The sequence below is a fragment of the Nostoc sp. LEGE 06077 genome (assembly GCF_015207705.1).
In the GTDB taxonomy this organism is placed as follows: Bacteria; Cyanobacteriota; Cyanobacteriia; order Cyanobacteriales; family Nostocaceae; genus Nostoc_B.
Window position 1 is genome coordinate 171,955 of sequence record NZ_JADEWI010000008.1, and the last position, 19,900, is coordinate 191,854.

At 39.8% G+C, this 19,900-nt stretch carries 19 protein-coding genes, 1 tRNA gene and 2 pseudogenes; 8 read left to right on the plus strand and 14 right to left on the minus strand.

All coding sequences use genetic code 11. The features are described 5' to 3' along the window. Positions 1-490 precede the first annotated feature (490 nt). Positions 491-727, minus strand: a pseudogene (locus IQ244_RS08430) (ATP-binding protein); the annotation flags it as partial. A gap of 178 nt (positions 728-905) precedes the next feature. On the opposite strand from IQ244_RS08430, the gene IQ244_RS08435 reads away from it, so the two are divergent. From IQ244_RS08435 to IQ244_RS08450, 4 genes are all read left to right on the plus strand, one after another. Then, positions 906-1,544, plus strand: a complete 639-nt coding sequence (locus IQ244_RS08435; RefSeq protein ID WP_193892026.1) for a histidine phosphatase family protein — start codon at positions 906-908, stop codon at positions 1,542-1,544. A 117-nt stretch (positions 1,545-1,661) separates the two neighbouring features. Next, positions 1,662-2,792: a succinylglutamate desuccinylase/aspartoacylase family protein gene (locus tag IQ244_RS08440; protein WP_193892029.1), complete on the plus strand. Its 1,131-nt coding sequence runs from the start codon at positions 1,662-1,664 to the stop codon at positions 2,790-2,792. Positions 2,793-2,825: 33 nt separating this feature from the next. Next, positions 2,826-3,836 (plus strand): zinc-dependent alcohol dehydrogenase family protein, encoded by a 1,011-nt coding sequence (locus tag IQ244_RS08445; protein WP_193892032.1) that lies wholly within the window; start codon positions 2,826-2,828, stop codon positions 3,834-3,836. 272 nt (positions 3,837-4,108) lie between these two features. Beyond that, the gene (locus IQ244_RS08450; protein ID WP_193892035.1) at positions 4,109-5,551 is read left to right on the plus strand and encodes a RecQ family ATP-dependent DNA helicase; all 1,443 of its coding nucleotides are present in this window, start codon (positions 4,109-4,111) and stop codon (positions 5,549-5,551) included. 192 nt (positions 5,552-5,743) lie between these two features. Here the strand turns inward: IQ244_RS08450 and IQ244_RS08455 are convergent, their stop codons facing one another. The 5 genes from IQ244_RS08455 to apcB all read right to left on the minus strand — a co-directional run bounded on the left by IQ244_RS08455 (position 5,744) and on the right by apcB (position 11,145). Then, positions 5,744-6,979, minus strand: a complete 1,236-nt coding sequence (locus IQ244_RS08455; protein WP_193892038.1) for an LL-diaminopimelate aminotransferase — start codon at positions 6,977-6,979, stop codon at positions 5,744-5,746. 249 nt (positions 6,980-7,228) lie between these two features. Beyond that, positions 7,229-9,406: a Z1 domain-containing protein gene (locus tag IQ244_RS08460; protein WP_193892041.1), complete on the minus strand. Its 2,178-nt coding sequence runs from the start codon at positions 9,404-9,406 to the stop codon at positions 7,229-7,231. An 8-nt stretch (positions 9,407-9,414) separates the two neighbouring features. Continuing rightward, a complete protein-coding gene (locus IQ244_RS08465; RefSeq protein WP_193892044.1) occupies positions 9,415-9,879 on the minus strand; it encodes a hypothetical protein in 465 nt (154 codons plus the stop codon). Between the two features lie 245 nt (positions 9,880-10,124). After that, the gene (locus IQ244_RS08470) at positions 10,125-10,409 is read right to left on the minus strand and encodes a XisI protein (RefSeq protein ID WP_228058809.1); all 285 of its coding nucleotides are present in this window, start codon (positions 10,407-10,409) and stop codon (positions 10,125-10,127) included. A gap of 226 nt (positions 10,410-10,635) precedes the next feature. Beyond that, the gene (gene apcB, locus IQ244_RS08475) at positions 10,636-11,145 is read right to left on the minus strand and encodes an allophycocyanin subunit beta (protein WP_193892047.1); all 510 of its coding nucleotides are present in this window, start codon (positions 11,143-11,145) and stop codon (positions 10,636-10,638) included. A gap of 358 nt (positions 11,146-11,503) precedes the next feature. Between apcB and glnA the strand changes: the two genes are divergently transcribed. Beyond that, positions 11,504-12,919 carry a type I glutamate--ammonia ligase gene (glnA, locus tag IQ244_RS08480; RefSeq protein WP_193892050.1) on the plus strand — a complete coding sequence of 472 codons (1,416 nt, stop codon included), beginning with the start codon at positions 11,504-11,506 and terminating at the stop codon, positions 12,917-12,919. Positions 12,920-13,003: 84 nt separating this feature from the next. On the opposite strand, the gene IQ244_RS08485 is transcribed toward glnA, so the two are convergent. Continuing rightward, the gene (locus tag IQ244_RS08485; RefSeq protein WP_015114656.1) at positions 13,004-13,204 is read right to left on the minus strand and encodes a hypothetical protein; all 201 of its coding nucleotides are present in this window, start codon (positions 13,202-13,204) and stop codon (positions 13,004-13,006) included. Between the two features lie 299 nt (positions 13,205-13,503). On the opposite strand from IQ244_RS08485, the gene IQ244_RS08490 reads away from it, so the two are divergent. Continuing rightward, a complete protein-coding gene (locus IQ244_RS08490; protein WP_193892053.1) occupies positions 13,504-14,403 on the plus strand; it encodes a ferritin-like domain-containing protein in 900 nt (299 codons plus the stop codon). A gap of 125 nt (positions 14,404-14,528) precedes the next feature. Here the strand turns inward: IQ244_RS08490 and IQ244_RS08495 are convergent, their stop codons facing one another. Further along, positions 14,529-15,263 (minus strand): Uma2 family endonuclease, encoded by a 735-nt coding sequence (locus IQ244_RS08495; RefSeq protein ID WP_193892056.1) that lies wholly within the window; start codon positions 15,261-15,263, stop codon positions 14,529-14,531. Positions 15,264-15,337: 74 nt separating this feature from the next. Here IQ244_RS08495 and IQ244_RS32405 point away from each other — a divergent pair, with 74 nt between their 5' ends. Beyond that, complete coding sequence (locus IQ244_RS32405) at positions 15,338-15,541, plus strand: hypothetical protein (protein ID WP_228058810.1); 204 nt, start codon at positions 15,338-15,340, stop codon at positions 15,539-15,541. A gap of 59 nt (positions 15,542-15,600) precedes the next feature. On the opposite strand, the gene patX is transcribed toward IQ244_RS32405, so the two are convergent. The 6 genes from patX to IQ244_RS08525 all read right to left on the minus strand — a co-directional run bounded on the left by patX (position 15,601) and on the right by IQ244_RS08525 (position 19,403). Then, positions 15,601-15,840, minus strand: a complete 240-nt coding sequence (gene patX / locus IQ244_RS08500) for a heterocyst-inhibiting protein PatX (RefSeq protein ID WP_193892059.1) — start codon at positions 15,838-15,840, stop codon at positions 15,601-15,603. Between the two features lie 286 nt (positions 15,841-16,126). Then, entirely contained in the window at positions 16,127-17,326 is a 1,200-nt protein-coding gene (locus IQ244_RS08505) for an aminotransferase class V-fold PLP-dependent enzyme (protein WP_193892063.1), read from the minus strand. A 25-nt stretch (positions 17,327-17,351) separates the two neighbouring features. After that, positions 17,352-17,423: transfer RNA gene (locus IQ244_RS08510), tRNA-Asn, on the minus strand. Positions 17,424-17,570: 147 nt separating this feature from the next. Beyond that, positions 17,571-18,122, minus strand: a complete 552-nt coding sequence (locus IQ244_RS08515; protein WP_193892066.1) for an NYN domain-containing protein — start codon at positions 18,120-18,122, stop codon at positions 17,571-17,573. A 321-nt stretch (positions 18,123-18,443) separates the two neighbouring features. Next, positions 18,444-19,121 carry an ABC transporter ATP-binding protein gene (locus IQ244_RS08520; protein WP_193892069.1) on the minus strand — a complete coding sequence of 226 codons (678 nt, stop codon included), beginning with the start codon at positions 19,119-19,121 and terminating at the stop codon, positions 18,444-18,446. Positions 19,122-19,130: 9 nt separating this feature from the next. Next, positions 19,131-19,403: a hypothetical protein gene (locus IQ244_RS08525; protein WP_193892072.1), complete on the minus strand. Its 273-nt coding sequence runs from the start codon at positions 19,401-19,403 to the stop codon at positions 19,131-19,133. A 313-nt stretch (positions 19,404-19,716) separates the two neighbouring features. Here IQ244_RS08525 and IQ244_RS08530 point away from each other — a divergent pair. Beyond that, positions 19,717-19,900 (plus strand): annotated as a pseudogene (locus IQ244_RS08530) (photosystem II D2 protein (photosystem q(a) protein)); the annotation flags it as partial.

Genomic DNA, 19,900 nt, shown 5'->3' on the forward strand with positions numbered 1-19,900 from the left:
TCTCTACATGGATGAAACCACGCGCAGCAAGTTTAGATATGCTTAGTATTCCCATTCGTGAGATATTTCCTAACAAACAAATACGTATAATTCAACACTTTTATTACTTAAGTAATTATCCAATTGCAATTTCAAAAAAATATCATTATCTATAGGAATCCGACTTGATTATTGAAATTACTTATATGGGTGGGGAATAGGGAACAGGAAAAGACGTAACAGAGGTGTACTAAGTTTTTTTGTCAGAATTCAGCACCCAGGAGTCATAATTTAGAAGTATCCATAGGATTAGCAAATTAATTTATCAAAGATTTTCCTGATTCTTTAAACCTTCTGACTCCTGAATACTTACGTTTTTTTCTCCAAATCAAATATGATTCCTATATAACTCTAGGGTGGGTAATATCCAAACATAAAAATCAGGTAGGACGCAACTTTTCCGCATTACCTACCTGATTTTAATTGCAATTTTTCAATCAAAGTTGCCAAATTAAGCCTTAATGGGAAGGGCAAGAAGGAATTCTGTTCCTTCTCCCATAACAGAATTAACTGCGATTTTACCGTTGTGTTTTTCTTCCACAATCTGACGAGCGATCGCTAATCCTAAACCTGTTCTTTTACCAGCTGATTTGGTAGTAAATAAATGGTCAAAAATCTTTTGTTTAATTTGTTGACTCATCCCTTTAGCATTATCAGCCATTGAGACTTTGACGGATTTATCTCTAAGTATTCAAAATAGGTATGTTTTTATACTTATGCTTGGTCAGAATATTCCTACTCCCCACTCCCATTAGTATAAATAGCGTTGCTTCTATGGGGATTTGAATGGCTATGCTAGTATGCCCTTAAACAATTCATAACCCAAGCATTATTTAATACTATTCAAACATTAGCGAGAATTTAGGGTGAACTTACATATTTACTTTCTTCGTCACGGACAAACAGAATACAGTCGTAATAATGCTTTTTGTGGTTCCATCGACTCAGAACTGACTCCTGAAGGTTTTGATATGGCTGAGGCTTTTGCATCTGCATACCAGTCTCTGGCTTGGGCGGCTATTTTTTGTAGTCCAATGCGACGCACAATAGCCACAGCTAAACCTCTGTGTACAGCGATTGGGATAGAACCACAACTGCGTGAGGGTTTAAAAGAAATCAACTACGGCCAATGGGAAGGTAAAACCCCGGAATTTATTAGTCAAGAATATCACGATGATTTTCTACGTTGGTCTGCTGACCCAGCTTGGTATGCACCAACAGGTGGAGAAATGGCTGTCACAATTGCTTCCCGCGCAATGGGAGTGATTGAAGAAATCAAGCATTTTCACCAAAGTGGCAATGTTTTAGTTGTTGCCCATAAAGCCACTATTAGAATTATGCTGTGTAGTTTGCTAGGAATTGATGTGGGACGTTTTCGTTATCGCTTGGATTGTCCAGTGGGTTCTGTGAGCGTTGTAGAATTTACTTCCCACGGGCCATTGTTGCGCTCTTTAGCAGATCGTTCTCATTTAGGTGAACAATTGCGAAATTTACCTGGAACTTAAGGTATTTTTTCAACTCAAAAAATATATTCAAATTAGGTTGGGTGAAGGCACAAAAAATATTATTTGGCTCTAACCCAACATTTTTTTTGCAAGACTACATCAATAGCAAATTTTGTCATGATTCCGCAGATTGAAACTATATTTTTACGGCAAATGGCCTCTGGCGATCGCCTATCTTTACAAGTTTATAAATTTGTTGGTTCTCAACCAGGTAAAAAGGTTTATATTCAATCTAACTTACACGGAGCAGAAATTTCGGGAAACGCCGTTATTCAGCAAATTATAGAATTTTTACTCAGCATCAATGATACCGATTTAGTTGGAGAAATTTGGCTAGTTCCGGTATGTAATCCGATGGGGACAAATGAAAGAGCGCAACATTTTTCACCGGGAAGACACTGTGTTTATGAAGCGAGAGACTGGAACCGAATTTTTTGGGATTATGAAAAGGTAGCTGAGGATTTAACAGAATTTACTCAATCGCAATTACTCCTAGAGCCAGAAAATATTCGCCAAAATTATCTGAGTAAAATTAAAAATGAATTTACCAAGAAATTAGACAGACTTAATTCTTCTAGTAGTTTGCCTTATACTGATCAATTTAGTTATAAACTACAAAGTTTGAGTTTAGATGCAGATTACCTGATTGACTTACATAGTTCGACAAATCAAGGTTTAGACTATATATATTATTTCCGCGATCGCCAAGATAGTGCTAAATATTTTTTGCTCGACTATGGCATCTTACTTGATAAATATGATGGTGATGCTTTTGATGAAGCGTTTATCAAACCTTGGTTAGCATTAGAAGCTCGTTTGCAAAGTTTAGGCAGACAAATCAGATTTGATGTTGAAGCTTGGACACTAGAATTAGGTGCAGGAATGCAGATCAACTCATATTCTGTAGCGAAGGGTGTGCAAGGCATAAAAAATTATTTAGTGCAGAAAGGCGTATTAAAAATTAGTAATTTTTCTCCCGAACATATAGAAAATCATGTAATGGCTGTTTTTCACAGCAGCAACAGAACTAAATATTATGCGATCGCTGGCGGCATGATTCAATCTAGAGTTGAATTAGGTAGTGTAGTTCAAGCTGGAGATAGACTTTATCAAATTATTAGTTTCAACAAAGAAAAGGCATTACCGCAAATAATTGATATCTACGCTGAACAGGATGGATTAATTTATGATGTTGCTACCAATCAGGCTGTGAATCAAGGAGAATTTGTATTAGGCATTATTTATTAATTCTGACCAATAATTCCTCGATAGTACAAGTTTATGAAAGCTTACGAAATCCAAAGCAATGCTGGAATTGATGCTTTAAAACTAGTTGATCGCTCACAACCTGAACCCGGAACCGGACAAGTTCTGATTCAGGTAAAAGCAACATCTCTGAATTATCGTGACTTATTGGTTGCTGAGGGAAACTATGGTTCTGCGGTGAAATATCCCCTGATTCCCATGTCTGATGGTGCTGGGGAAGTTGTTGCCGTGGGTGAAGGTGTGACGCGGGTGAAAAAAGGCGATCGCGTCGCGGGTATTTTTTTTCAAAATTGGATTTACGGCTCTTTAACCAGAGAGAAAATGAAATCTGACTTGGGTGGTAGGATCAATGGAATGCTGGCTGAGTATGTTGTGCTAAACCAAGATGGCTTAGTCATTTTACCTGATCATCTTTCCTACACTGAAGGAGCCACTTTACCCTGTGCGGCTGTCACCGCTTGGCACGCTTTGGTAACAAAAGGTAACATCAGAGCAAATGACACTGTATTGTTGCTGGGTACGGGCGGAGTTTCGATTTTTGCCCTTCAGTTTGCCAAACTCCACGGCGCGAGAGTCATTATTACTTCTAGTAGCGACGAAAAATTAGCACAAGCCAAACAACTCGGTGCTGATGAAATTATCAATTACAAAACCACACCTAATTGGGAAAAGCAAGTTTACGAGTTAAGCGATCGCATAGGTGTAGATCACGTCATTGAAGTAGGCGGTGCAGGTACTTTACCACAATCACTACAAGCTGTCAGAATTGGGGGGCGTGTTAGCTTAATTGGAGTGCTGACAGGGAGAGGAAGTGAGATTGATCCTACGCCCATACTCGTTAAAAGTCTCACAGTCCAAGGTATTTATGTAGGCAGTCGAGAAATGTTTGAAACCATGAATCAAGCAATATCTCAACATCACATTTTACCCATAATTAATCTAGTTTTTCCGTTCACATCCGCCCCAGAAGCTTATCGTTACCTCAAAACCGCCGCCCACTTCGGTAAAATAGTCATTCAAAATTAGTTTATCCTAACCTACCGTAAGCTGCTAAAAGCGTCTACACACTTCATACTTTATGCTTCTCACTCAGTTTGAAGGAAATAACAAATTCTCGTCATAAAATAATATTTCTACAGTGATCTAACCATGTTCTGGATAACTAAAACAGACTTTGAATGCTTGCAGTATAAAATAATAGTGAAATTACTGAAGCCTAGGTAAAATAGCAGCAGTTATATTCATACTAACCTCATATTCAATGTGGAAAAACAAGGGCGCATCTACTATTTCTCAATATGAATCAACCCGGAACAACAACTTGGCAGGATGTTCGTGCAGCCTTCCAAAAAATCTGGGGTTACGAAGATTTTCGTCCACCGCAGGGAGAAATAATCAGCACTTTATTAACACAAAAAGATGCACTGATTATTATGCCAACAGGTGGCGGTAAATCGATTTGTTTTCAATTACCAGCACTACTACAAACAGGCTTAACATTAGTAGTTTCTCCCTTGGTAGCACTGATGGAAAACCAAGTAGAAGAACTACGTCAACGCCATCTGAGTGCAGCACTTTTGCATAGTGAATTACCTTCATCTCAACGCCGTGCAACGCTGCAAGCACTAGAAAAACAAAAATTACGATTACTTTATTTATCACCAGAAACTTTATTAAGTCCACCAGTTTGGGAAAGATTATCTCAGCCACAATTGCAAATCAATGCCTTAATTCTTGATGAGGCACATTGTTTAGTGCAATGGGGGGAGACATTTCGACCAGCTTACCGCAGATTAGGGGCGGTGCGGACGGCATTACTCAAATCAAAACCACCAGGAACGAAAATTAGTATTGCGGCTTTTACTGCAACCGCAGACCCTTTAGCCCAAAATATTATTCAAACAGTTTTACAATTACACAAACCGGAAATTTTTCGCCTGAATCCTTACCGTCCTAATTTACATCCTAGTGTTAGCATCGCTTGGACACCACGCAGCAGAAAACAACAGCTACTCCAGTTTATCCAAAAGCGATCGCCACAAGCAGGCTTAATTTATGTTCGCACTCGGCGAGATAGCGAAGATTTAGCAGCATGGTTAACCCAGATAGGTTACGCTACAGCCAGTTATCACGCTGGCTTAGGTGCAGCGGAACGCCGTGCAGTCGAAGCAAGTTGGTTAGGTGGTAAAATCCCCTTTGTCGTTTGTACCTGCGCCTTTGGGATGGGGATAAATAAGCCTGATGTCCGCTGGGTTATCCACTATCACGCGCCACATCTGCTATCTGAATATGTGCAGGAAATTGGCCGCGCCGGACGAGATGGTAAACCCGCCGAAGCACTAACATTGGTAAGTGAACCTACAGGATGGTTAGATTCCGGTGATAAACAAAGACAGCAGTTTTTTGCTGAGAAAATGCGATCGCAACTGCAAACAGCACAACAACTAGTCAAAAAATTGCCAAAACAAGGCGATATTAATACAGTAACGCGCCAATTTCCCGATGCAGCAGTAGCGATCGCATTACTCCACAGCAGCGGACAGCTAAACTGGCTTGATCCTTTCCATTATTCTATTAATTCAAAAGTGCAAAAACAACCGCCAACGCAATTACAAGCTGTCAAACAAATACAACAATATTTAACAACAAAACAGTGCAGATGGCAGTTTTTATTAAATGCCTTTGGTTTCACTCAAGAAGCAACTAACTGGCGTTGTGGACACTGCGATAATTGTCGTTAATAGAATAAACTTCTTGCAAAAGTAATTATTCTAGCGTCTTTCTTTGCGTCTTTGCGCCTACTCTGCGGGAACGCCTGGCGGCGAATGCGTGAGGCAAAAAAAGATTTATACAAGAGGTCTAATGCACTTTTTCCGCAAACCTTAATTATTCTAATCTGCTCGTACTAGGTGGGCATCGCCCACCACAAATATCTACACCTTAAACTTCTCAGTAATTCGCTTCATTGCTTCTTCAACATTTTCCCGGCTGTTGAATGCAGAAATACGGAAGTAGCCTTCACCCGCAGCACCAAAGCCAGAACCAGGTGTACCCACAACATTGCAAGTATGCAGCAATTTATCAAAGAAATCCCAACTCGAAAGACCATTGGGAGTTTTCACCCAAACGTAAGGCGCATTGACACCACCATAAACAGCTAGTCCGGCGGCTATCAGTTTTTCTCGAATAATTTTGGCATTTTCTAAATAGAAACTCACCAAAGCCTTAGTTTGTGCTTGTCCATCTTCAAAATAAACTGCTTCCGCACCTCTTTGCACAATGTAGGACACACCGTTGAACTTGGTGGACTGGCGGCGGTTCCAGAGTTTCCACAATTCCACATCAGAACCATCAGCGGCTTTGGCTTTTAAGGTTTTGGGTACAACAGTTAAAGCGCAACGAGTTCCCGTAAAACCGGCATTCTTAGAAAAAGAGCGAAATTCGATCGCACAATCTCGTGCACCCTCAATTTCGTAAATAGAATGAGGTAAGCTCGGATCTGTAATATACGCTTCGTAGGCTGCATCAAAGAAAATAATTGAACCGTTGGTTTTGGCGTAGTCTACCCAAGCTTTGAGATGTTCTTTCGTTGCAGTTGCACCAGTTGGGTTATTGGGAAAACACAGATAAATTAAATCGACCTTTTGGCTAGGAATTTCCGCCGTAAAGTTATTCTCTGCGGTAACAGGCAAATATACCAAACCTGCAAACTCACCTTTATCATTGGCTACACCTGTATGTCCTGCCATCACATTAGTGTCCACATATACAGGATACACAGGGTCAGTTACAGCAATGATGTTGTTGTTACCAAAGATATCGAGAATATTACCCGTGTCGCACTTAGAACCATCAGAAATAAAGATTTCGTCAGCTTCTATTTCTGCACCGCGTGCGTGGAAGTCGTGAGCAGCAATTTTTTCTCTTAACCAAGCATAACCTTGTTCTGGCCCGTAGCCTTTAAAAGTTGCGCGATCGCCCATTTCTTCCACAGCTTTAATCATTGCTGTGCGACAAGCTTCTGGTAAGGGTTCAGTAACATCGCCAATTCCCAAACGAATGACTTTAGCATCAGGGTTAGCTTCCGCAAAGGCGTTGACCCGCCGCGCAATTTCTGGGAACAGATAACCAGCTTTCAGCTTCAGGTAGTTGTCGTTAATCGTTGCCATAGTCGATAGTGAAATACGCACTACAACAGCTTACAGCTAATTGCTCTTGACGATATCTCTCTTTTATCATGGGATTACCTGCTCATTCACAGTAACCTCACTCGGCTGAAATTAGCCTCTGTCCTATGGCGCGAGAAGAACATCAATTTAAATCTACTAATAGCGTATCCAATTGCTACTTAACCAAGCTTACCTTCTAAAAATTTTCGTCTCAATCGTTCATTGAAGTTCAAATAGCACTTTCAAATATTAATCATCTTCACCATAATTAAACATTAAAACAAATTTTTGTTTAGGTAATACCAACATAGGTAGATAAATAGGATGATCATCCCACCCCTTATTTTGTTTCTCCCCTTTCTGATAGCAAATAATCAAAGTTGGAACATCAGTATATTCTTTTTGAGCTTTTATTGACCACCTACCTGAACCGAATCCAAACATCCATTCAAAAGGTTCTTTTCTGGACATATCTAATCCTTGGTTATGATTTCTTTCACCTCTGCGAACATTTAAACGACCTTTTGTCATACCTTTCGATTTCATGTCTGTTAAACCTTTGATTATGCGTTTATCTTCCCATTTTTCCGAAGGTACATAATGACTTTTTGTATAACTGAGTATTTTAATTATAAAATCTATATCTACTTCATCATATAGATCATTATCTTGATAATTAATTAAAAGCTTTTCAATCTCTGCAAAACTTTGCTCAATTTCTTCTTTTTTATAAGCTGGATTTTGAGGAAAAACTAACGAACCTGGGACTAATACATCAATGACTGATGGATCTAAAACATTAGAACGGGTTGGTTTTAAATTTCCTCCTATCCAGACAGGTTGAAGTTGAATATTATGAATGTCATCTCCTATTGCTTGACGCATTGCTTCATCTGCTTCGTGAATGGAGCAAAAAGATTTTAGTATATGTTCAGGTAAAAAAAGACGTGTAACATCTTTCAGTTGTGGACGATAACCATACATTCGAGCGTGTTGATGAACCGTATCTATCATTTTTTGTTTTGGATCACGCCCATAATAAGTTACCATTAAACCGTCAATTGTAACTCCCCGACCCAATCTATTACCTCCTATTAGTATATTCATACCTGGATTATAACTAGGTTGTTTGTCAGGATTATTTGCATTAATTATTTTAGGTGTAATTACACTACCAATTTGGCTTTTTAACTCATCTATTAACTTATCTAGTTTAGGTAAATCATTAGCAGTTTTGTTTAACTCCTCATAAGCTTCTTCTAACCATTTTATAGCTTGTTTATTTTCTGTTTCCGAACTTTTTTCTCTGATCGCTTTATCTAAATTAATCACAAATTGACCAATGACTTTTTCTAAGACACTATGAATATCTTGTTTATAACAAATATGAGCGAGAAAGGAATATGTTGCATCTTCCTGGTCAGAAGATAACATTTTGTAAGTTGAACCTAGGAAGAAGCAACACAATGCAAGTCTTAATCCTTTAGGAATTATCCATTGATTACCAGGATTAATTGAACCTTTTTGTTTCTTCAGTAGGTTAATTTCTTCAGCATCTACAATACAAGAGTAGTTACTTTGCTCTGTGAAAAATAACTCTCCTCCCATATAACTAGCTCCTGGCTTTGGTAGCGCTGCACAAAATTTTGGTTTACAAGGATGAGAGAGCTTTTGTAATAATAAACTTTGGGGAGTTGCAGTGATTTGAATATAAATATGATTAGAAACTTCTTGACGAATTCCACCTATTTTTTCAAAAATTGCACTATCTGAAATCGTATCTTTACCTTGTCTAGCTTGTTTAGATTCATTCGTATTTAAACTAGCATTATCTGCTTCATCATCAAAAATCAGTGTGGGGACATATTTGACTTTAGCTTTTTTTAAAACCTTCAATAAATTCTCCAAGTGATGAACATTCTTTGTAGAGACTAATACAATACCTCTATCTTTGATATAAGGTATAACTTTCGTTTCTGCAAAACCATCGGGGTCTTTTTTCCATGCTTCCCAATCAAAAAAAGCAGGACCTTTAATTTGATTGTTAAATCGATCAGCCGTTTGTTTTCCTAACCAAGTATTATCAGAAGTTAAAATAATAAAACAACGAAAATTATTTTCATGAGCTATTGCTAAAGTTGCAATAGTTGTATTAGTTTTACCACTTTGAACTCGACCATAAATAAGTCCGGTTGTACCATTTGGAATAGGGTCTTGTCCTTTATAAAGTTGACTGACTAACCCTGTGCTATTTTTTCCAACATCACCAGCACCAAAATTTTCTGAATAAACATTGACACAGTTTTGAACAACTTCAATAGCGGTTTCTTTAAGCTTATTTGCTTCTTTTTGTCCAATTTGTTTCCCTAATCTCTTAATTAATCTATCAATACAGTCGCCATTATTTTCGATATGAGTATTTGTCATAAATTATTTCATGCTGATAAAATTGCATCCGGCCAATTATTTTGAGGGATTGTCCGCTCTAAAGGAACTCTCCCTGTACCTTTAACATAATAGCTGCCTCTTAGTTCTCGCTTCACAGAAATACGCTGATTTGCTAAACCTTCTTTTTGATCAAGAATTGTCCATAATTGTTCTTCTGATAGACAACAAATACCATCCCGATGACAAATTAATGCTATAAAAACTGTGATATCAGGATAGCTTTTATGAAAGTTTATTAGCGCAAATTCTTCCTGTGAACTGAAGCTAAATGACCAAGAAGAATTGGGCTTTTTAGATATTTTAAATAAAATAGCGGATTGTTTATTTTTACTTTCAGTGAGATAAAGAGACGGATGAATGCAAGATAAATAACTGATGGATATATCAGATGTTCCTTTGAGAAGTCGAAGAAAAGCCGCACCCTGCAAAAATTCTAGATCATTAATGCTCATGGAACTGTTGGCATTAGCTACATACTATGTATTATACTATACTTTGAAAGTATAGTATTTCTGTTAAAGGGATATTAAGCCATTTTGGCATTCCTAAATAAACTGATGATTCGTGTAGGATAAGTAGCTAGATGTCCATCTCACACGAAAGTATGCAGCATTTTAGCCTTATTACCACGCCCTACCTCAAAATCATTAAGATATAGCAAAATCTGTGTATTGGCGCAGTTCTGTGGGGTGGAAACCTAAAGCAATATTTTCGTGCGGGAACCTGCTGCTAACAATGCTTCTGCCACTGGCTCAGACGTGCCATCATATTGAATCCACACTTTATTGTTAATGATATTTATATGCACTATCGAACCATGCACACGTCGCACCCCATCCCAACCAACGTGTACAACTTCGTAATGGTTTCGCTCTGAGTCAATCACTGCTTCTGTATCTATTTGACCATTAGCAGGTTTGTGACCAGCGTATTCAAATATCAATTGACGAATAATTTCCCGATAGCGAGTCAGCTTATCCATTTAATAATTCTCTCTAGTTGCTCGTCAGATAGCAAAAGACTTGTAATTCTATTACCTGTCTCCTGTCACCTACTAAAAGTATAATTTTCGGTAAAAAAAGCGATCGCTCCTTCTCAAAAACAAGAGGCGATCGCTTTACAAAAATTTAGATAACAGACATCCACAGCAGCAATAAAAATACAGATTACTAGTCCCTAATCCCTAGTCTCTGTTTCATGCTTGACTTCTAAACATCCTGCTCACTTAACTCGCGGGTGATGTGGTCAAAAGGCTCATCGACAAAAGCAGTATTAGCTACACCTGCTGCTGCTACTTGTTCCTTAACCATATCCTTCATTAACTGAACACCGCGAACTGTTGGGCCAATGGGTACACCTAGAGAATTGTAAGTTTCTCTCAACCCTTGGAGTACACGCTCATCCAACACATTTGTGTTACCAGCAACCAGCGCATAAGTAGCGTAGCGGAGGTAATAGTCCATATCCCGCAGACAAGCCGCATAACGACGAGTTGTATAGGCGTTTCCACCAGGACGAATCAATTCTGGTAGTTCTTCAAATAATTTAGAACCAGCCTGCTTGACAATTGCAGCTGCATTTGAATTGATCGCAGCAGCAGCTTGTACCCGTGCTGTACCACTTTCAAAATAAGATTTCAAGCTGTCAATTGCATTCCGGTCAAAATAACGTCCAGCTACGTCATAATTCTTAATTAAACTTGTGACTGCATCGCGCATTCCTTTTTCTCCCAATCGTTGCTATCTATGGTTTGATATTTATTTGGCTGCACTTACGCACCAGTAAATTTTTGTGCTATTTAAAATAAGTTCTGCACAAAAACAATCTATCCGCTATTTAAGGATTCTATGCCAAAGTTGTCCCCGATGAAATGAACTTTCCAGTTTTGTACAGATGACGTGCGAAAGGTTAATATAACCTGTAATCCAGGGAATCTGTAACAAAAACTACATAATTCTCTAATCTCAAATCTTTACGATAATCCAGGTGTGTCACAACTTGGTGCGGATCAGTAGGGTTAGAATGCTTTGGCAGATTCTGGTTTTACAATAGGAAATTGGCAGAGAAGGAGTAACAATGACAACCCCACAAGAAGTCTTGAAGTTGATCCAAGACCAAAACATTCAGATGATTGATCTGAAATTCATCGATACACCAGGAACATGGCAGCACTTAACCGTGTACCAGAACCAAATCGATGAAAGTTCATTCACTGATGGCGTACCTTTCGACGGTTCCAGCATTCGGGGTTGGAAAGGTATCGAAGAATCAGACATGACAATGGTCTTAGATCCCAACACAGCTTGGATCGACCCATTCATGGCAGAGCCAACCCTCAGCATAATTTGTAGCATTAAGGAACCTCGCACAGGGGAATGGTACAACCGTTGCCCACGGGTTATTGCCCAAAAAGCTGTTGATTATCTAGTTTCTACTGGTATTGGTGATACCACTTTCTTTGGCCCTGAAGCTGAATTCTTCATTTTTGATGATGTCCGCTTTGACCAAACTGCCAACTCCGGCTACTACTATGTAGACTCTGTAGAAGGTCGTTGGAATTCTGGTAGACAAGAAGGCCCCAACTTGGGTTACAAACCACGCTTCAAAGAAGGTTATTTCCCAGTTTCGCCAACCGATAGTTTCCAAGACATTCGGACAGAAATGTTGCTAACAATGGCGAAGTGCGGTGTCCCCATTGAAAAACAACACCACGAAGTTGCAACTGGTGGTCAGTGCGAACTCGGCTTCCGCTTTGGTAAGTTAATTGAAGCTGGTGACTGGCTGATGACTTACAAATATGTCATTAAGAACGTCGCTAAGAAATACGGCAAAACCGTTACCTTTATGCCAAAACCAATTTTTGGCGATAACGGTTCCGGTATGCACTGTCACCAGTCTATTTGGAAGGATGGCAAGCCTCTATTTGCTGGCGACAAGTATGCTGGTTTGAGTGAAATGGCATTACACTACATTGGTGGTATTCTCAAACACGCACCAGCATTGTTAGCTATCACTAACCCCACTACAAACTCTTACAAGCGTCTCGTCCCAGGTTATGAAGCACCTGTTAACTTGGCTTACTCCCAAGGTAATCGTTCTGCTTCTGTGCGGATTCCTCTTTCTGGCACTAACCCCAAAGCAAAACGCCTAGAGTTCCGTTGTCCAGACGCTACTTCTAACCCTTACTTGGCATTTGCCGCTATGCTTTGTGCTGGCTTAGATGGTATCAAGAACAAAATTGATCCAGGTGAGCCTTTAGATAAGAACATTTATGAACTGTCTCCAGAAGAATTGGCGAAGGTTCCTTCTACTCCAGGTTCTCTAGATAAAGCACTAGCAGCCTTAGAGAATGACCACGCTTTCTTAACCGAAACAGGCGTGTTCACAGAAGACTTCATCCAAAACTGGATTGACTACAAACTGGCTAATGAAGTTGAGCAGATGCAGTTACGTCCTCATCCTTATGAGTTTTATCTCTACTACGACTGCTAATTGTATTCATCAGTAGTAATTTTTGAAAGCCACCTCTAAAGGTGGCTTTTTTTATGAATTAACGCTCTTGACAACTGTTTCAACCTAACTCATCGAAGCGTTGCTACTACCATAAATCGTGCGTGCAGTTTGGTCTATCTTGCCTTGAATGGGATTCCAGTAATGGGATGCTTCTTCAGGAAGACCGAGTTCTTGTGCCGCCCGCATCAGCATTGATTGTTGACGGTTTTTAACTTGTTGATGTTGACGCACCATCAATGCACGAGATTTTTCTTGAATAGACATAATTCAGTCCCCCTTAAGGTTTTAGTTATATATTTTTAGCTGATAGTCCTTTCATTTATTAATATAGCAAAAATTCTGTAGCTTAAGTTACCGTTTTGTTTTTTTTTGGATTCATAAAACAAATCTTAATATTTTCGAGTCTGTAATGAGTATTATTGCGTGTCTTAGAATCGTCAAAGTCAGGAATTGCTGATATTCTGGCTCAGGATCACGTTTACAAAAAATCATCATTTTGGTTTACGGCAAGGAAGAAAAAACTGAGATAGCATCAAAAATGACACTTAATAAAACTTCATACTATGACAGTTACTTACCCACGGAAATTCCAGAATAATCTAGGGGCGAGAGATATCTTAAAACGGGTAGTTAGCGATCGCGAACTCCATCTCATGACCCTCAACCGCTATCGCTACAGCGAACAACGTAGCTGCAAAGACCTCACAGAAGTCATTGAAAAACTCAACGGACAGCCACAAGAACTAGTCCGAGATTTATCCCATCACATTGCCGATGAAGCACGTCACGCTATGTGGCTAACTGATTTATTAATCGACCTGGGGGCAAATGTAGGTAATCCCCCCGGAATGCCTTATATTGATGAATTTGAATGGCTGCTGGATAAAAATACCCATGATCCAAAAACTAACTTGGATGACACCATAATTGCTGGGATGGCAGCAATTAACATCACCGAAAAACGCGGCTGTGAGTATTTCTCTGCCCATATTTATGCGTTAAAGCAAGCACCACAAACCGAAGAAAATATCAAAATCCGCGAAACCATCGAAAAAATTCTGCCAGAAGAAGCCGGACACGTCCGCTGGGGGAATCGTTGGTTAGCCCAAATAGCTGATAAAAGTCCCGAACATCGGCAAAAAGTCGAGCAAGCCAAACGTAAATATGCAGCAATTGAACAAGCCGCTTACGAATCAGGTATGGATATTACCCTAGGTGCAGAATTACGCCGCGTTACAAGGCTGGTGGACGTTGCAAATACTATGCCATTGTGGGAACGCCCCCAATATCTGATGGAACGCCTACCACAAGCTTTACTCGCGCCTGAGTTGCAATTTACCAGAATTCAAGCTGCACAACAAGCTTGGCAACGTAACCCACAAGAGTTTATGGAGAAGTTTGTGCCAATGTTCATCAACGGCATCAAAAAGCCAGAGAACGAAAAACAGAAAACTAGCGTTTAAATACAGCAGGGGATAGGTAACAGGTAACAGGTGATAGAGTTAAAAGTCTTTTTAATCATTTACCGATGTCCTAACCACCTGGAAGTTTAAATAAGTAAGGGCGAACATCTGTTCGCCCTTACTAGCTATTCCAAAGGTGGTAAATTATTCGGGTCGATACCTTGAGATGCTAAATAAGCCATCAATCGTTCTTTTTGCTGGCGTTCTTGTTCAATTTGTTCTACAGCCCACGGTAATAAATTACCTTGTGTGTCCCACCAGCGCAACCAATAACCTGTTCGAGCTTCTTTAGTACCTTGCCAAGTTTCCAAAAATAAATTCATTGACTCTACCCAATGGCGACCGTTTTCGTCGGGTAGCTGCAACTCATAACGCTTATTTTCCAGTTGGTAAAATTCTAATAAACCACCATCTGGTTCAAAAACAATGTAGATGGGAACCTGCAAAATTTGCTCATAGAAAAACCATCTTCCTGGGGGATAGGTGCGCTTGACAGAATATTCCCCGCCTTCGCTGTCAGAGAGAAATTCCATAACGAGCGCCGGCACATTTCCTTCTAAATTAGGAGTATAACTTTTGCGATCGCTCAGAACTTGATTCACAGCTGAAACATAAACCCAATCAGGTGCTTTCAGAATCAATTGTCCATTGACAGTTGCACAAAGACCAAAATTCGAGGCTATCAACATCTGTGGTTGGATGAATCCACTAATTTCCAGGCTTTCACGCAAAGCACCAGCCAAAATTGGCTGATTGGTATTCTCCACAGGTTCATCCTCTAATTGATAATCATTGGGCAACGCTTCCCAAGAGATTACCATTTCAGTTAGCGATTTAGCTTCACTGAGTTGAGTTGCCATAAACACAGCATGAATATTGGTGTGTTCTTATGTTATCGCTCCCTGTACAGGTATGAGGCGATCGCACTTATGATGTGGCTAGATGCGGATTTCTTACCAAGCTTAAAAAATATTTCAATGAGATGCCCTTGATTTTGAAGTGTAAAATCTCAAAAAATTATCTGATTCAAGGAATAGGTGATGTTATAGATTCAGCACGTTTGCTTGGTTTTGCCAATGAAAAGATGCAAACAGTTCTAGAAAAAGAGTTTAAGGCTGGAATACTAAGAGAATATTAAATTTCTTTCAGGATTTATGAGATTATTCTGTGACAAGCTGATTTTTACCTGAACAAGTTTTAAGCAACAGGAAAAGCATTGTTGAGAGATTCTATTAAATCTCTGCGTCCACTACCGCGATGAGGTGTAGGATTTTCTGGTTCATTAGATTTCGGTTTCGGTTTAGGCTTTGCCGATAACAACATTTTTCCTCCTGTATCACCAATCAGTGTGTGTGAGTGATTTAACTGGTCTGAACCGTTAAACACCAAAGAACCAAACACCAAACTAGAAACTAAAAGTGAAAATGTAACACGCATAGCAGATATTTATTGTGAACTCTAATATCTACTGCTACTTAGTTTCTGAATCTGTATCCGGAAAGTTTGGTAAATAGTATTCTGTTTTACAGAAAGAAATTTAGTTTGAGGTTATTTCACATTCCATAGATGAGACAGCAGAACAAATTCAAAGTGGGTAGTACTTTTCAGCTTGTTCTGGAGCCTAGTACAATCGATGCTATCTTCGTTGCTACTATGACAGATGCAGCAGGACTGAAAAAAAATAATTTTCCTAGAGCAACTTAATTCTCATCAAAAGTCAGATTTATCTGTATAAACTTTTGAGTGCTGTTGCCAAAAACTGATACTGCTCTAAAGTATTGTAAATTTGGGCTGAAATCCTGATGAGTATTCCTGGTGATTCCTGCCAAGGAACTACTTGTACTTGAATGCCAAATGTATCAAATAATTTATCATGTAGCCAGACATGACTACGATTTTCTAAACTCGCAGGTATGGGTACAACAGCCATAGAACCAATCATTTCTTCTGGACAAGGTGGTTGTACTTCTAACTCTGTACAAAGTAGCTGTCTTGCTTGTAACACTAACTGATGGTTTCGCTGCATTAATTCTAGCCAAGCACCAGGTAACAGAGAACTCATAAAGGTGATCGCTTCCGGTACGCACATATAAGCTGTAGGATCATCTGTACCTGTCCAGTCAAATTCCAATTGAAAGCGGCTTTTATCAGTACGAGGTGAATTAGCACCGTGGCTAATTGTTAATGGATGAATTTCTGGTTGTTTATCCCGCCGCACATACAAAAATGCTGCGCCTTTAGGTGCAGAAAGCCACTTATGGCAATTCCCACTATAGTAAGTTGCACTAATCTCTTGCATATTAAGGGAAATCATTCCTGGTGCATGAGCGCCATCTATTAATGTCTCTACACCCCGCGCCTGCAACTCTTTCACTAGCTGCTGCATAGGAAAGATTACCCCTGTCTGGCTAGTGATATGATCTAGTAGTGCTAATCTGGTGTTGGCTGAAACTTTCTCTAATACTGCGGCAATTACCTGCTGTGGCGATTCTAAAGGAAAAGGAATCTTGGCTACAACTACCTTTGCCCCAGTCCGACTGCTGATAAAGTTTAAAGCATTGCGGCAAGCGTTATATTCGTGGTTAGTAGTTAAGATTTCGTCGTCAGGGGAAAAACGCAGAGAACGCAACACTGAATTTATGCCAGTTGTCGCATTCTGGACAAATACTAAATCTTGGACATCAGCATTAATAAAAGTCGCTAACTTAGTTCTGGCGTTGTCTAACAGTGGTTCCCACTTTCTGCCAAAAAAATTTACTGGGTCTTGTTCCAACTGCGATCGCAAACTCTGTTGCACTTCTAACACAGTTTTCGGACAAGCACCATAAGAACCATGATTAAGAAAAACTACATTGTCATCGAGTGACCATAGCTCTTGGTAATATGAAGTGTGAAGTTTGAAATCTAATTTTTCATACTTCATTTTTCATCCTTCACACTTTTAAAAACTCCCCAGGCTGGATTCGAACCAGCGACCAATCGATTAACAGTCGATCGCTCTACCACTGAGCTACTGAGGAACGCTGTCGCTCACAATTTATAATGTTAGCGTAGTCACTAATAAATAGCAAGTACTTTTGCCAACTTTTTTTCAAGCCTATTTTTTTCCATAATTATCACCAAAAACCTCTTACAGTCGCAGATTAGAGACTTTTGGATATCAATAATTACTGCAATCCCATACGCAATGCAGCCAACTTTTGCCGCGCTTTATCATCAATAGCACTAGCTAAAAATCTACTATTTGATTTTTTGCGAGTTTGATATTTTTGACGTACCCGACAAACGGTCGTTTCCACCGCATTACAAAGTTGTTGTGCCGATAACCATTCTGCCCCGTACCCTTGTACCACCAATTGTTGCGCTCTGTCTGACGTAGCCACAATCATACGTGAAACACGAGAAGCTGCAATTTGTGAACGCAAAGCGGCACAAAATTTTTCGATGTAAGTATCTGCTGTTTGTCCAAAATCAGTGTAATAAACTGAAACAAGTTCTGTAATAACTTCTCTATTACTAGAGGCGTTATGATATTGGGCATCGAAAACTATTTGCGTTTCGTAACCTTGAAAAGAACTGTAACCGATAATTGCTTCGACCAGTTCTCCTCGTGCTGCCTCTAAGCCAGCGCTATCACGGGTGTTTTTCAGACAAGGCCAAGCGCCAATTATGTTGTAGCCGTCCACTAGTAGAACGGCTGGGGCTGAGGAACGGGGCATGGTTTTTAATCACAATTTAAGAGAGTTAACACAATCCATTCATAACTTTTATAGTAATTGAAGCATTACCTGTAACACTATGTTACAAAACACAAAATAATGCGAAGAGATGGCAAAATTTAGCGAGAAAAAGCTAACCATTTTAAAAGATGGCCTGGCATAGGGGAGACTTCCTCACATCAAGTTAGAGCCTGAAAACCCTCCGGTTAAAAGAGTCTTGACTCTTCATCGCTGCTCATTTTATTGGATAAAAAATATAAACGCGCCTTTAATAAGACGCGTTGTAGATGTTAATAATTATTGATGAATTAGCTTCAGCATTTAGGGTAATTCATCTTTGACTGTCATCAATCGTTGTTTGAGGCGTTGAGGTTCACCCCAATCAACTAACGCGCCTTTATCTAGTAAGAAAGCGCCGTCACAGTAATTCAACTCATCTAGGCGATGAGTTACCCATAAAGCTGTAATACCCCGACTTTTGACTAGGCGGTGGACACCAGCCACTAAATCTAGTTGGCTATCAGGATCGAGTAAAGCCGTGGGTTCATCTAATAATAAGATTTCACAGTGACGAGCGATCGCACCAGCAATTGCCACGCGCTGTTTCTGTCCCCCACTCAAAGCATATATAGGGCGTAATTGCAATTGCAGCAAATTCACCGCCCCTAAGGCTTCCTCAACCCTTGCTCTCACCATCGCAGGCGGTAATTTTTCCTCCACCAGCCCAAAAGCCACATCCGCACCAACCGTTGGCATCACTAATTGATGATCAGGATTTTGGAACACAAAACCGACAGGGGGTAAAACACCAATTTCACCAGACTGAGGTTTTAACAGCCCCGCCAGTAGTCGGAGTAGAGTTGATTTGCCACTGCCATTAGTACCCAAAAGCATCCAAAATTCACCTTTGGGAACTTCTAGAGAGCATGCCTTGATAGCCGTCTCACCATTCCGCCAACTGAAATTTAAATCTTTGACTTGAATGCCCATTTCCGCCATTGCTACACCTTACTCACCAGCCACGGCAAAAAAGCCAGGTGGTCTGCCACCGCTAGTATTGACACCATCTTTCTGAATAATCTGTACCCCAGAAATTTCACTAGCACGGACAGCAATTTTCTTCTCTGTCTTGCCTTCACACTTGAGTTCCACAATATCAGGATTGCCAGAGCGCATCGCTGCCAAAATTAGCTGATAGACAGCCTCAGCATCCTCTGTTGACTTACGCTGTACAGATATAGGGAAAGCAGTGTTTCGTACACTTATGTCAATGGTAAACATTTAGGATTATCAAACATAGCTGTAGGACTCATTTTAGCGTTACCAGATTGGGAATGAGAGGCTAGGGGCTAGGGATTAGCGATTAGTGAAAAATTTTATCCAATCTCTACCTCTAACCTCTAAATACCCAAAGATTAAATTTGATTCAGAATCCCCTGGAAAAATTAACGATTTTCACCTAGAATTATTAGAGTCAGTAAAAAATTGTAAACTGGATTGACAAACCAGTTAAACTTCTGCATAGAAGAGGCTGCTAAAAAATAGCCCTCCAGCAGAACTGTACTTATAAGAAAATATTTGGAGATTCAATCTCATGACCATCGCAGTTGGACGCGCCCCCAGTAGAAGAGGGTGGTTTGACGAACTAGATGACTGGTTAAAGCGCGATCGCTTCGTATTCGTAGGTTGGTCAGGAATATTATTATTCCCCTGCGCCTTCCTCGCACTAGGCGGTTGGTTAACCGGTACAACCTTCGTCACCTCCTGGTACACCCACG